This window comes from Paenibacillus koleovorans NBRC 103111 (assembly GCF_004000845.1).
Lineage (GTDB): Bacteria > Bacillota > Bacilli > Paenibacillales > NBRC-103111 > Paenibacillus_AA > Paenibacillus_AA koleovorans.
This window is the reverse complement of record NZ_BIMA01000036.1, coordinates 1-13,290: the sequence shown is the minus strand read 5'-3', so window position 1 is coordinate 13,290 and position 13,290 is coordinate 1. Positions and strand designations below refer to the sequence as shown.

Annotated in this window: 12 protein-coding genes, 2 pseudogenes and 1 other annotated feature (1 of these 15 only partly in view); of the genes and pseudogenes, 12 read left to right on the top strand and 2 right to left on the bottom strand. The window is 43.8% G+C overall.

From position 1 onward, the window contains the following. Positions 1-74 (top strand) — a binding site (T-box leader); it begins 180 nt to the left of the window's first position. A gap of 107 nt (positions 75-181) precedes the next feature. Continuing rightward, complete coding sequence (gene tyrS, locus PKO02S_RS13970; RefSeq protein WP_246067014.1) at positions 182-1,381, top strand: tyrosine--tRNA ligase; 1,200 nt, start codon at positions 182-184, stop codon at positions 1,379-1,381. 535 nt (positions 1,382-1,916) lie between these two features. Here tyrS and PKO02S_RS13965 read toward each other — a convergent pair. Continuing rightward, positions 1,917-2,279, bottom strand: a complete 363-nt coding sequence (locus PKO02S_RS13965; protein ID WP_127583775.1) for a hypothetical protein — start codon at positions 2,277-2,279, stop codon at positions 1,917-1,919. 180 nt (positions 2,280-2,459) lie between these two features. Between PKO02S_RS13965 and PKO02S_RS32385 the strand changes: the two genes are divergently transcribed. Beyond that, a complete protein-coding gene (locus tag PKO02S_RS32385; RefSeq protein ID WP_164821452.1) occupies positions 2,460-2,630 on the top strand; it encodes a hypothetical protein in 171 nt (56 codons plus the stop codon). Between the two features lie 381 nt (positions 2,631-3,011). Next, entirely contained in the window at positions 3,012-3,602 is a 591-nt protein-coding gene (locus PKO02S_RS13955; RefSeq protein ID WP_127583773.1) for a histidine phosphatase family protein, read from the top strand. 183 nt (positions 3,603-3,785) lie between these two features. Here the strand turns inward: PKO02S_RS13955 and tnpA (PKO02S_RS13950) are convergent. Further along, positions 3,786-4,205 (bottom strand): annotated as a pseudogene (gene tnpA / locus PKO02S_RS13950) (IS200/IS605 family transposase). A gap of 434 nt (positions 4,206-4,639) precedes the next feature. On the opposite strand from tnpA (PKO02S_RS13950), the gene PKO02S_RS13945 reads away from it, so the two are divergent. The 9 genes and pseudogenes from PKO02S_RS13945 (at position 4,640) to PKO02S_RS13900 (ending at position 13,011) form a co-directional block, all read left to right on the top strand. Beyond that, positions 4,640-5,077 carry a hypothetical protein gene (locus PKO02S_RS13945; protein ID WP_127583771.1) on the top strand — a complete coding sequence of 146 codons (438 nt, stop codon included), beginning with the start codon at positions 4,640-4,642 and terminating at the stop codon, positions 5,075-5,077. Positions 5,078-5,218: 141 nt separating this feature from the next. Then, positions 5,219-6,202 (top strand): phosphotransferase enzyme family protein, encoded by a 984-nt coding sequence (locus PKO02S_RS13940; protein ID WP_127583769.1) that lies wholly within the window; start codon positions 5,219-5,221, stop codon positions 6,200-6,202. 126 nt (positions 6,203-6,328) lie between these two features. Then, the gene (locus PKO02S_RS13935) at positions 6,329-6,778 is read left to right on the top strand and encodes an SMI1/KNR4 family protein (protein ID WP_246067012.1); all 450 of its coding nucleotides are present in this window, start codon (positions 6,329-6,331) and stop codon (positions 6,776-6,778) included. Between the two features lie 592 nt (positions 6,779-7,370). Continuing rightward, positions 7,371-7,746 (top strand): annotated as a pseudogene (locus PKO02S_RS33885) (reverse transcriptase domain-containing protein); the annotation flags it as partial. 282 nt (positions 7,747-8,028) lie between these two features. Further along, positions 8,029-8,340, top strand: a complete 312-nt coding sequence (locus PKO02S_RS13920; RefSeq protein ID WP_127583765.1) for a hypothetical protein — start codon at positions 8,029-8,031, stop codon at positions 8,338-8,340. A gap of 461 nt (positions 8,341-8,801) precedes the next feature. Then, a complete protein-coding gene (gene tnpA / locus PKO02S_RS13915) occupies positions 8,802-9,221 on the top strand; it encodes an IS200/IS605 family transposase (protein WP_127583763.1) in 420 nt (139 codons plus the stop codon). 64 nt (positions 9,222-9,285) lie between these two features. Further along, positions 9,286-9,657: a hypothetical protein gene (locus tag PKO02S_RS13910; protein ID WP_127583761.1), complete on the top strand. Its 372-nt coding sequence runs from the start codon at positions 9,286-9,288 to the stop codon at positions 9,655-9,657. Between the two features lie 552 nt (positions 9,658-10,209). Beyond that, entirely contained in the window at positions 10,210-11,607 is a 1,398-nt protein-coding gene (locus tag PKO02S_RS13905) for an alpha-helical endospore appendage domain-containing protein (RefSeq protein WP_127583759.1), read from the top strand. A 555-nt stretch (positions 11,608-12,162) separates the two neighbouring features. Then, on the top strand, positions 12,163-13,011 hold the full coding sequence (locus PKO02S_RS13900; protein ID WP_127583757.1) for an AraC family transcriptional regulator: 849 nt from the start codon (positions 12,163-12,165) through the stop codon (positions 13,009-13,011). The last annotated feature ends 279 nt before the right edge of the window (positions 13,012-13,290 follow it).

Sequence of the window (13,290 nt, the reverse complement as noted above, 5' to 3'; positions counted from 1 at the left end):
CAATATAAGTGAAAGAAGTTATGGATACTTCTTTAATTAGGGTGGTACCGCGAGACAACCTTCTCGTCCCTTATGGGATTGAAGGTTGTCTTTTTATTTTTGAATATTAAGAGGACGGTGGATGGATACCATGAAGCAGCTTTCTGAAGAACAAAAACAAGAAGTGGAATGACAACTAAACATCATCCGAAGAGGGACCGCTGAGATCATACCCGAGGACGCACTCAAACAAAAAATAGCAGCCTCAGTGACATCGGGCAAACCTCTAAGGGTAAAACTTGGGCTTGATCCATCTGCGCCTGATATTCATATAGGCCACACAGTCGTACTGCAAAAGTTAAGACAATTTCAAGATTTGGGGCATGAGGTACAGCTCATTATAGGTGACTTTACTGGAAGAGTCGGGGACCCTACTGGAAAATCCGAGACAAGAAAACAACTGACAGAGGATGATGTAAAACGAAACGCAGCAACCTACGAACAGCAATTGTATAAAATTCTTGACCCGAATAGAACAAAATTTCATTTTAATTCAACATGGCTCGAAAAACTGAACTTTCAAGAGGTTCTGCAACTGGCAGCTAAAGTTACGGTTGCACGAATGTTGGAGCGAGATGACTTTGCAAAGCGGTTCTCTAACAACCAGTCCATTCACATCCATGAGTTCTTTTATCCGCTGATGCAAGGGTATGATTCAGTTTCACTTGAGAGCGATATTGAGATTGGTGGTACAGATCAAACTTTTAATATTTTGATGGGCAGAACATTACAAGGGGCATTCGGTCTTAAAGACAGTCAAGCGGCCATCCTGATGCCATTACTGGAGGGACTTGATGGAGTCCAGAAAATGAGCAAAAGTCTTGGTAACTATATTGGCATTGATGAATCCCCAAATGAAATCTTCGGCAAGACCATGTCCATCCCTGACGACTTGATGCTGAAATACTTTGAACTTAGTACAAGCATAACGAATGAAGAGCTTTTCGAGTTGAAAGAAGGACTGGAAAATGGGGATGTTCATCCTCGTGATGCTAAGATTCAACTGGCCAAACAATTGGTTCGGATGTACCACGGGGAGGAAGAGGCTGAACAAGCGGAGCAACATTTTATCACCGTATTCCAGAAGCGATCCCTTCCTGAGCATATCGAAGAAGTTCATGTTAAAAAAGAACTTCTAGAAGAAGGGGGGATTTCCATTAGCAATCTCCTTGTAACTCTCGGATTTGCGTCCTCAAATAGCGAAGCGAGGCGTAGTGTCGTTCAAGGGGCGGTTAAACTCAACGAAATTAAGCTTCTTGACCCTAATGAACGAGCGGAGATTCAAAGTGGGGACATCATTCAAGCAGGCAAAAGAAAGTTCGCCAAAATAGTTGTTGGCTAGGCCTTTGTTGTGATGTTGATGAACGAGTGCAGGATAGCAAACGGTATTGAACCAAATCTTAACATTGTTTTTGAAACTATAAAAAACAAAGCATCCATGCCGGTGCGCCACTGCGTTTGAAAATACCGGATTGCGTCAGCAACAAGGAAAAATCAAATTTCTCCCACAGGGTACGCAGAATCGGTGCGCCGGCGCACTCTCCTTGCGAAAGCTTACGGAACCGTGGTGGCTCAAGGGTTTGTTTCAAAATCGATCACCTATAATCTCGTAAGATATACCGTTGAACAGGTATCCTTCGCGTTTATGCGGGTTTTTTAAAAAGTCAAGTGTTTTCGACAAAGTCTCAGGGCAATCGCTTACGAATCATGTATGACCTTTTGAGCAGTTTGGCCCTAAATAAACACTTGGTTTGTTTCATAAGCGAAAGGCGGGCTCGCTACCATGACTGTAACCCTTGCACAAGAAAGGCGCAAAGAGACAGTAAATTTAAGCAACTTGTCCGCCTTCATTGATAAATTGAACGCACGAAATGATTTTATAGATACTTGCTAATAAGTTCGAAGAGTACGTCAATATTTTTCTTATTCTTTTTGCCTATGGTCGCCTGTGTACCTACTCCTTGAGAGCCTACAGATGTCTTTAATTCAGATAATACAGATATTTGAGTTTTTTGAGGTTCAATCTCATTGAGTTGTACTGTAATCCTTTCACCCCAAGAGAACAGTGAAGCTTTCGTGACGGTAGAAATTCTATGCAGAACTTTATTTCCCTCGACCTTCTTGTACCCCTTAGAATCCGATAAAGCTTTAAGTGTTGCGTTATACACATGTTCGATGTCATATTTGACAGTAAGACTCTCTCCGCTTTTTTCAGCTGGATTAAATGTGTATTTACTCAATATATATCCCTCCTTTCAGATTGGATAATTTCGTTCTAGCACATGTGTCCAAATATGTCAACCTTATTCAAGGATGGACTGAAAATATAGTTACAATCTGAAGTTTATCATAAGTTATACGGACGATATGGAGCGAGACGATAGTGTGCTGTGGGGGACCGAGGATTTAGACCCCGATTATTGGGCAGTTGGACATTCGTTCTCCAATTCCCAATTATCGTGACGTCGCTTACGCCGACAATCTATTGGGACCAGAAGGATGCGGACAAAGGGGCAACCGGAACCAACTACGTCGGGTATGCGGTGATCGTCAATGATGCAGCAAAGGGGAGCTGGTTTACAAATCCGTAGAGTTGACTCAATCGACGAACAACCGGCTAGGAATCGGGTTGATCCCGTATCCACTAACCAATTGGTGATGAGTCCTGTATAGGGAAAAAAGATTGGCCTAATTCAAGAAGCTGCCGTGGTCCAAGCGGCAGCTTTTTCTTTCCGAACTATTGAAGGATTTGTAACATATACTTACGAACAGGCCTGTTGATTAACCAGAAATTGTAACTGGAATGGGTGCGAAATTAAAACGAATCATGCGATTTATGCCTATTATCCATTCTATCGGTAATTCATCTTGCAACAGCAAGCGAGTAAATCGAACAAAACTAAGTTCCGCATGGCGAGGCAACGTATGACATGCGCCATCAAACAACCATTTTAGCAGCACGAAGACGATGAGTGCGGAGAAGAGTTGGCCATAGACGGCATTCTCAGTCGTGCCAAATAAGGTCGGGATTCTTAGGATTAAAATTAGCTAAAGAGATTGCTACAGATGAGTACATTCTTTACTCTTCTGATTTGATGCGAGCAAACCAAACTGCCGAAATTGTTGGTAATCATCTTGGATTAAACGTTATTGAAGAGCAGGACCTTCGAGAGATTAACACTGGGATTGCAGCTGGAAAAACAAAAGAATGGGCAAGAGCAAACAGGAATCCTCGAACTGGCACTGGATTTGATATAGATTATCAAGAATTTCACGAAGGTGAAACGTGGAGGCAATTTTTCACTCGAGTATGTAACTGTATGGATAAAATATATAATTCGGAGCAGAAGAACTTAATTATTGTTACTCACGGTGGAACATTGGGATATATTATTGCGTGGTGGATGAACTTTCAAACTGAAATGTTGTCTAGAGCATACTACTTAGCATCTGTCGGAAGTATTTCAATTTTACAAACAAACATCTTTAGTCAGCATGCCTTGCATAAATTTAATGATACATCTCATCTGTCTGAATTGATAGTTAATCTTGAAGAAAACTAATTTTATTGAACAGCATTTGAGCGACTACAAGCTTCCTCTAAATTGGACTCACATACTGAAGCTAAGTCACAGTACCACCCGTTCAACGGGTGGCTTGATATCGCCCCTATAAGGGGCCTAATACTGGCAGCGCCTAAAGGCGCGGTTTCGCCAGCCATTTTTACTGGCTACCCCTGAAGGGGTTTATTTCGATGCCTTGTCTTCGATGATATCTGCTTCTTCTTGCTTTTGGATGTACTCTCGGATCACATCTTTGTTGATCCCGACCGTACTTACGTAATAACCTCGTACCCACAAATGTCTTCCGCTCCCTTGTTTCATTTGCGGGAACCGATCAAATACCATAAGGGCACTCTTCCCTTTCAGGTATCCCATAAATTCGGATACACTCAGCTTCGGTGGAATTTTTACATACATGTGTACATGATCCGCACTGATGCTGCCTTTCACTAACTCCACATTCTTGTACTCACACAGCTTCCTCAATATTTCTCCTACTTCTTTTCGAATCTCCTTGAAGAATACCTTTCAGCGAAATTTTGGGATGAATATGATAGGATAACTACAATCCCACCGGGTGTGGGCTAGACTGCTACCACCCATGGGTACCGTCCCCCTTTGCTTGAGAATTTGGCTGGCGAAACCACTTCTCAGTATAGCAAAGGGGGACTTTTTCCCATCATGCCTCACGGCTCTTCCTGTTCAGTTCTCCCAGGCATAGCCTGGGGCTTAATATTTGAGTTAACGAGTGACGAGGGAGTTCAGCTATCCACGAGCTGTTTGCCACCACGGCAGCTGCTCTTCAGTTTTGATTTTTATGTGATGCTCACAACTTGCACTGATAGAAGAGATGGAGAATTAATGAACGATTCAGGAATCAATATTTTCGGAAAATGAAAAATTGGTGATAAACGTTGCTGAATCTTAAATTATGGAGGAAACTGGGTTTCTGTTGCTCTCTGTCAAAAAACTGTCGGTTTGAGGCTTTTTGATTTCTCTGGTATCTTTCCATTATAACAATTAGGGGGGACGCAATAATGCCGGGGTATCAAGCCAGAAAAAATCATTTTCAATACAAGATAGCGGAACGTTGGGCAGCTGAGAACTTTGGTAGGGACGCATTTGCAACCGAAGCTCGCGGACATAACCATCTTAAGAATAAGGGTCCCAGCACGGACGTTGCAATTAAGTACGGGCAGGTTCAAGATCACATTGCTACACTTGAACGGAAGTCCAGCATGGGCGGCAAATTGATCATAGTAAGGACGTTTAGCGATGGCGCTCGCATTGTGCCCCGTTATAGCTTTATTGGGGTTGTTCTAAAAGCAATATTACAAAAGTACAAGAATGACAATCTCTACTTCAGACTTGAAGGAAAGAACGGGAAGGCCGATTGGGAAAGCAAAAGCAGTGGAGAAGTGCAGTATTATCAGATACCAACTGATTGGATTGATGAAGCGGATATTGCTCTTTGAACTAAAGGAAGAGTTTACTTCAATAGTGATTCTCCTGCCGCTGCTGTCATAGTGAAGTATGGCGTTAAAGCTGAGGGACGAGTTATTCCATGTAAAGTAGTTTATGACCTAGCCTGGAAACATTGAGTGTGGAGGATTTACATGGCATCTCCTGAAATATTGTCTAGAGCAGCTTTATCCTTTGGATTTGATGTTGAAACATTAGCGTTTATCAGTAATTCAACAAATGAAGTGTACCGATTTTCAAAAAACGATTTGCCGTACATCTTACGATTATCTGAAAAGCCATTTGATTATGTAAACAACATAAAAGCGGAAGTTCATTGGGTGCGCTATTTGGCCGAGAACGGAATAAAGGTTTCGTTGCCAATCACAACAACAGATGGACAATTAATCGCCGTTTATAATGAGAATGAGAAATGGGTTATTGCGGCGGCCTTTCAAATGGCACCAGGGATCTTCTTTGACAGAGAGCCGCAAATGTGGGGCCCCTCTTTGTTTAATCAATGGGGAGAATTAATGGGGAAGATTCATCAGCTTACGAAATCTTACAATCTTGGTGACCCAAGTTTAAAGAGAGCGGATTGGGGTCCAGCCAAAAACGATAACCCTCACTTGCAGGAAGGGAATTATCGGATCCTCCTTGATAAATTACGGTCGTTTGAAAGAAAGATTTCATCCTTCCCCAAAGACGAGAAATCGTACGGACTGATCCATTATGATTTCCATCCATATAATTTCCTTATCGAACAAGGCGAGATTACGGTTTTTGATTTCGACGACTCTATATACGGTTGGTTTGCGCTGGATATTGGAGTCGCAGCCACCCATGCAGTCTGGTGGGGTTCACCTAAGCATGATCGGAAATCAAAACATGAATTTGCAAAGCAGTTTTTGAATGAGTTTCTGACAGGCTACTTTAAGCAAAATAACTTTGACACGTTCTGGATCCAACAGATTCCACTGTTTATGGATTACAGAAATATTTGTTCCTTCTTCTGGTGGCTGAGCGCCTGGAATGGAGATGAAGGAAACCTTTCAGAACTCCAGAAAAGTGCAATCGTCAACGCTGTTGAACTCATTCAAAAAGACCTGACCTTTGATGGATGTGACATTCAATTGTAATTGGGATACGGCCAGGCTGCCGAAGTTATCGCCAGATTGTTGAAGTAACGGCGAACGTTTGTTGAAGAAAAGGAAAAATGCCGGTAGTTTGTCCATATTTCTTTAGGAGGCAATGACGTGTGGCTTATGACTAATGAAAATAGGAGAGGACCTCTCGACTTAAATAAATTAATTGAGATTGAAAACAGTATTGGATATAAATTACCTAAGAGTTACTTGAATTTAATGGAGCATCAGAATGGTGGCAAGCTTAAAAAGGGTACAATTCAAATAACAAAGAGAACTGGCATTAAACACATAGACACTGGTAGGTTTTATCCTTTAGAGGACCTTATAAAAAACTATCGGGAACATGTTTCAATAATCGAAGAGCAGTTAGCATTTAGTGATCATAATAAAGAAGTGTATCAAGCATATAAACACATAGTGCCTATTAGTGTTGAGAACCATGGATATGTGTGTCTAGACTATAGAAATCAAGTAGCAAATCCAGCAGTAGTATATTTTTATGATGAAGATCTCGTTGACTATTTCATCGCTGCAAGTTTTGACAGTTTTATTGAAAAATTAGAATAATGAACCTTGGAGCAGACCGCCGTGGCGGATGCTCCCATATTCATTGAAGTAACGGGCAGGTTCGACAAGTTCTGCTATAAGCAGTACAGTGCGAAATGCAGGAGATTTAAAGAAAAATCTTAACTTTACAACCGAGGATGGGAATGACGGAACCATGTATTCGAAAACCATCCCGCCAATACTCCTGCGTGCGTCGTGGCGGACAGGCCATGAGGTATGAAGTTCAGGTGGAGCCGGCAGAACGAAGACTAGAGCCAGTCCTAACGGAACAGGTACGCCAACGGATATGCCGCGCGGCTGAAAAACTGAATACGGTGAGAATGTTCGAAAAAGGGACTGACAAACAACCGAATGTAAGGGTCTACAGTTAAAACATATGGAAACATATAGGCCATCCACGATGGTGTGAGTGGCGTAAAGTAAAAATTTGCCCACTGAAATACGCTATGCCGAACTATGGCGGCATCCAGCTCAAGGCCTAAAGGGAGCACCTAAGTTCAGTATGAATAGCTAGGCGGTAAGGGACTTGGAAAGCAAGGGACGTTGCAACAAGGGCTGTCACCCGAAAAAGACAAGATCAGGCGAGCTATATGCAAAGAGACGAACCACACTCAAAAAAGGATACATCGTACGTTACGCCGATGATTTCAAGATCCTTTGTCGGGATTGGAAGACCGCCCAGAGATAGTACCATGCCGTAAGAAAGTTTCTGAAAGAGCGCCTCAAACTGGATATTTTCGCCGGAAAAATCGCAGATCGTCAATCTACGAAAACGAGAATCTGAATTCCATGGATTCACCATCCGCGCGAACAAAAAGGGAAAGAAGAGAGTGGCGCACACCGGCATTAAAACCGGCAAAAGGCAAAAAATCGTGGCCGAAGCCAAGAAACGAATTCAAATACTGCGATCATCGCCGACCGCTCCAAATGCCATACTCTTCAACAATTTTGTACTCGGGATCCATAATGCCCGCTTGTTAATGTAAAAACGGTGTACTCATTTCCCGACTCGGTCCCACCGAGTCAATGGTGATAAAGATCAACCTATACCGCAAACAATGCGGCCTAGAACCGATCTAACCAGACCTTATATCCATGAGTAACGAGGAGCCAATGAACGAGTAACCTCCATTAGACGGTACGCGGAGTGCTTGGGAAACTGGCACGCTCCGTGTGGAGCAGGGGAAAAGCTGGAGATCGCATCAAACGCTTACCTATTGCTACTTTAATTTGAGGGAGGATTAAAAAAAATGTATTGCCCTTATTGCAGAGAAGAACTGAAATTTAATAATGCAAAGTTATATTGTAAAGCTGGAGATAGTTATTTTTCAAAGCACATGGAGAAAGTTTTTAATGAAACAATAGAAAATTCTAAAGAGGTTAAAGTACAGATATCTGAAGTTGAAAAAAGTGAACTAGGAAGTTTCTTTTATGTGAATTGTGGCAGCAAAATGAGGAAAATTGAATCCATGCATGAAGTTTGTACATGTTGTGGATTCGAAATAAACAAAAGTACATACTATGAGATTGTTAAAATTAATCCCCATCGTTCATTTAGGTGAAAAATCATTGAAAAAACTTATTGAAGTAACGGAGAACGCTAGTTCAAAACAGTAAACAGATTAAAACCTCTCCTTAGATGCAACTAGATTTAAAAGTTTCTATTGGGAGGTTTTATTATGAACTTAAGTGAGTTGTGGGGGTTGTATGAAGCTGACAAGCGCATTCAAGGCTTCAGTCCGCATTCCTAAGTTTTTGATTAAGGAAGACGTCATCCACTTGAAAATCTCATGTCAGTCACTTAGGGAATAAGCACTGCTAAGTTTCTCTACAGCACCGGCTGCCGGATTGGGAAAGTGGAAATGATCAATATCGAGGATCTTAACTCAAATATTAAGCCCCAGGCTATGCCTGGGAGAACTGAACAGGAAGTGCCGTGAGGCGTGATGGGAAAAAGTCCCCCGTTGCTATACTGAGAATTGGTTTCGCCAGCCCAATTCTCAAGCAAAGGGGGACGGTACCCATGGGTGGTAGCAGTCTAGCCCACACCCGGTGGGCTTGCAGTTATCCTATCATATTCATCCCGAAATATCGGAGAAAGGTGTTCTTCAAGGAGATCCGAAAAGAAGTAGGGGAAATATTAAGGACGCTATGTGAATACAAGAATGTGGAATTGGTGAAAGGTAGCTTAAGTGCGGATCATGTGCACATGTACGTAAAGATACCGCCGAAGTTGAGCGTATCCGAATTCATGGGATACCTAAAAGGGAAAAGCGCTCTAATGGTTTTTGATCGCTTCCCGCAAATGAAGCAAGGGAGTAGCAGACATCTGCGGGCTAGAGGGTATTATGTAAGTACCGTCGGAATCAACAAAGATGTGATTCGAGAGTGCATTCAGAAGCAAGAAGAAGCGGATATCATCGAAGATAAGGCAGGGAAGTAACCCCTTAAGGGGTAGCCGGTTTTTATTGATTGTTCCTTATTCCTTTTTTATCGGAGGGACATCCATGAGCAAAATACGCATAAATTCCTTAATGATGTTAATTATCGTCATGGCTTTGAATTTACTAGCCGAGACATCGGGAATGGCGGCAAGCCAATCAGAAGTGGATATGGCTCTGGAAGACACGGCTCAATATCTGCTCAACCAGGTCAGCCATCCGGAGGGTGGCTCGGTCGGCGGGGAGTGGGCGGTCATCGGTCTGGCTCGGTCGGATCAAGCCGTGGCTCAAAGTTACTTCGATGCGTACTACAAAACCGTTGAGAAATATGTCGTTGTATTGAAGGGGGATCTGCACGACAAGAAGTTTACCGAGTATTCTCGCCTAGTTCTGGCGCTGACCGCGATTGGAGCCAATCCGGCCGATGTAGGCGGCTAAAACCTGCTGCTTCCCTTGGGAGATTTCGAGAAGACGAGCTGGCAAGGCATTAACGGACCATCTGAATTGATTTAAAAACGATTTTTTCTACAAATTAGTTATTGGCACAGCTTATTCGGTATTTTCCAAACTACGTGCGGAGAACTTGGATTTCAGACTTACGATCCTCTGTTGGAGACGGGCTCAATTTGACGCTTACCGCCAAGTAGATTAGTCTTGAAAAAAATAGATTGCCGTACAGGCACTGTACTCCTCAATTGCATAATATAGCCAAGAAATAATTCTGGAGAGCAGCGGTACGATGTAAAGTGTATCGCTACTCTTTTAGGGGAGGATTGAAAAAATAAACCCAAACTATACCCGTCCTATCTAAGCACATAGGAGATGGGGCGTCGAAGAGGAACTTTGTCACCCGTTTGTCGGATCAACGCTTGCTCGAGACTGAAGGACTGTGTAAAGACAGCGTTGTGCTCCTAAACATTCTTTGCCTCATCTGAAATGAATGAGTGAGGTAGCAGGTGAAGACCTTACTTTTAAGTGGGAGGAAGAAACATGTCGCAACCGAACATCCCTAATATTACACCCAGCATTACAATTACCCGAGAAGACGTCATCAACTTGGTACTATCTTCAATCGCAATGGAAGAAATTGGGTTGAGCCATATTTTAAATGCCGAGGGTGAAAAACTCCAATATGTGTTGGGAACGTTGCCTGGCTTAAGCGGGCCTCCAGCGACTGTGCAGGATCTATTGTCTGTTAACCAGAGCATTCGGAATACGTTGGACAGTACGGCACGGAACCAAATGTTTCTGCAGGCGAAATTGGATAGCGCGTTAAATTCGAGCACAATGGTTGGCCCCACCGGCCCTCCAGGACCTACAGGCCCAGCGGGCGGGCCACAGGGGCCACCTGGACCTACCGGGCCCACCGGACCTATCGGACCTATCGGACCTATCGGACCTACCGGAGCTACCGGGGCGTTTGATACCGAATCGCCGCTATTTACTGTGCTTGGGCCTTCCGGTGTTGCTACAATGGGAGTAGGGGATAATCTGATCTTCCAATCCAGTACGCTGGATATTACGGTGGCCCAGGGATCAGCTATTATCACTATAGAAAACCCTTCTGTAACAGGCCCTACCGGTCCAACTGGCGCTACTGGAGCCGCCGGTACCACAGGCGCTACAGGAGCCGCCGGCGAAACAGGAGCGACGGGTGCTACCGGCGCGGACGGGGCCACAGGCGCTACAGGCGCCACCGGTGAAACAGGAGCGACGGGTGCTACCGGCGCGGACGGGGCCACGGGCGCCATGGGCGCTACAGGCGCCACCGGCGAAACAGGAGCGACGGGTGCTACCGGCGCGGACGGGGCCACGGGTGCCACGGGCGGCACCGGTGAAACAGGAGCGACGGGGCCAGCCGGTTCCGGTGGCGGTTCTATTATACCGGCAGCTAGCTTGAATGCAATTACTCCTATTACGAATACTTCCGCGGATCTCACCTCGACCTATTTATTAGGTTTTGGTTACAATTCAGGTATCATTTCAGTGACTGGTGGAGACACCTTTTCACTGGATGCTAATGATGAGTTTGTTGTTTTTAGCATGCCATACGATGGAATCATTACCGCTGTAGTGGGTCAATACTCTACAGTTGCGGCATGGATTGCTCCATCCAATATGAGTCTTTATATCGCGGTTGCAATTGCCCCTCAGAATTCCAACACATTCACTATTGTAAACAGCTCGAAAGCTCTCGCTCCGCCTTATGTTCTTGGAGTTAGCTACCCAATTCGCGAACCCCGATTTGGCATTGCTGAAGGGCTGAACATTCCGGTGTCTAAAGGGGAGCGAATCGCAATAGTTACCGGATATGAAAACAGCGGTGGAGTTGTAGCGCAAGCTCTTCCATTCAATTTCACCGGCAGTATCGCAATAGACCGAGTTTAACAGCTGGCATTATTGCACTTTACAATAAAATAATGAAAAAAACCGCTTTGTTTCTCCCTTTGAGACGAGCGGTTTTTTCTACTACAGGATAGCTCAGCAGCCCATTACCTTGACCGCATTAGATTTAAGGATATTAAGCGCGTTTGTTCTTCCGATATTTCTGTGTTTTTCATAGTCAATCATCGCCCATATTTTGTAAGTATGACTTCGACGGTGAGGTTTCGTATACCTGCCTGTTAACAGGAAATGTTCTGGTTCAACTTATAAGATTTAATAGCTGCTATAGGGAGGTTTTATTATAAATTTATGAACTTAAGTGATTAAAGCCAAGCGCCTGGGTATCGATTAGAAGGGCCTTAAAACGGCTTGCAGATCGAGGAGAAATTGAAGCGAACGTATACCCCACAGCTCCGTGGCGGACGTCGGAGAGAACTGTATCGACGGTTCTTTTAGCTTAGTATTGGCGGCGGATCTCAATGTGACTATTTCGTGCAGAGAATGCACGGTATTCCTTTTTTGACTCCAATATAATTGATCTCGAAGGGAGGGGATACGATGGATTGGTTGACGAGAATGAAGAGTGCAATGGAATATATCGAAACAAATCTAACGGACGATATTTCGCTTGATGAAGTAGCGCAGAGAGCCTGTTGTTCTTCTTATCATTTTCAAAGAATGTTTCCATTCATTACCGGAATCTCGTTATCCGAGTATATCCGGCGTAGACGATTGACATTGGCGGCTTTTGAACTGCAGACAACCGATGTAAAAGTGATCGATGTAGCCATTAAATATGGATATCAATCGCCAGAAGCGTTCGGACGGGCGTTCAAGAGTCTTCACGGGATTATGCCGACATCTGCGCGTGATCAAGGCGTTTCTCTCAAGGCCTACCCTCGTATGTCCTTTAATATTTCAATTAAAGGAGCTATCGAAATGAATTATCGTATTGAACCAAAAAAGTCGTTTGAGATGTTCGGCGTTTATGGTCTCGTCAGTCAGGATTTCCAATCAGCATTTATTGATGTTCCTCGGTTCCGTCAACAGTGCGATGAAGATGGTAGTGTAGATCTAATGAACGGGCTACTGGGTCGGTTTGGTAATAATGTGTTACATGCTGCCTTATATGATCACACGGGTGAATCATTCAAGTACATGGTATGTTATCATTTACCGAAGGGGCTTGAACTTCCGGAAAGATTCACCAAGCTGTCAGTACCGACTTTAACATGGGCAATCTTCCCAGAACCTCAATGTGATTTGCAAAAACTATGGGAACGTATATATACCGAATGGTTCCCGACATCAGGATACGAACAGGTTGAGGGCCCTCAATTCGAAATGTATTATGGAATGCCAGGGCATACACAGGGTGAGATCTGGATACCAGTAAAGAAAAAGTAACGACTGTTCAACGAGGAATATTAGTGAAATGAACTAGGGAGCAGACCGCTGAAGCCGCGCTCCCTTATTTCGTTGAACAAACGGGCAGAATAGTTAAATAATACTATATTCACCCTTGATGAGTGTAAATCCGCGATGGTAGCTGTCCATAGAGCGACGTTAAGGCTTGTAGACTTGCATTTCTCTGATACCCAAACAGCATGAAAAAACATACTAAAGGATGTATGAACCGCTCCGATTCGCAATTATGATAGGGGTAACCTATCGAATTGGAGGAAA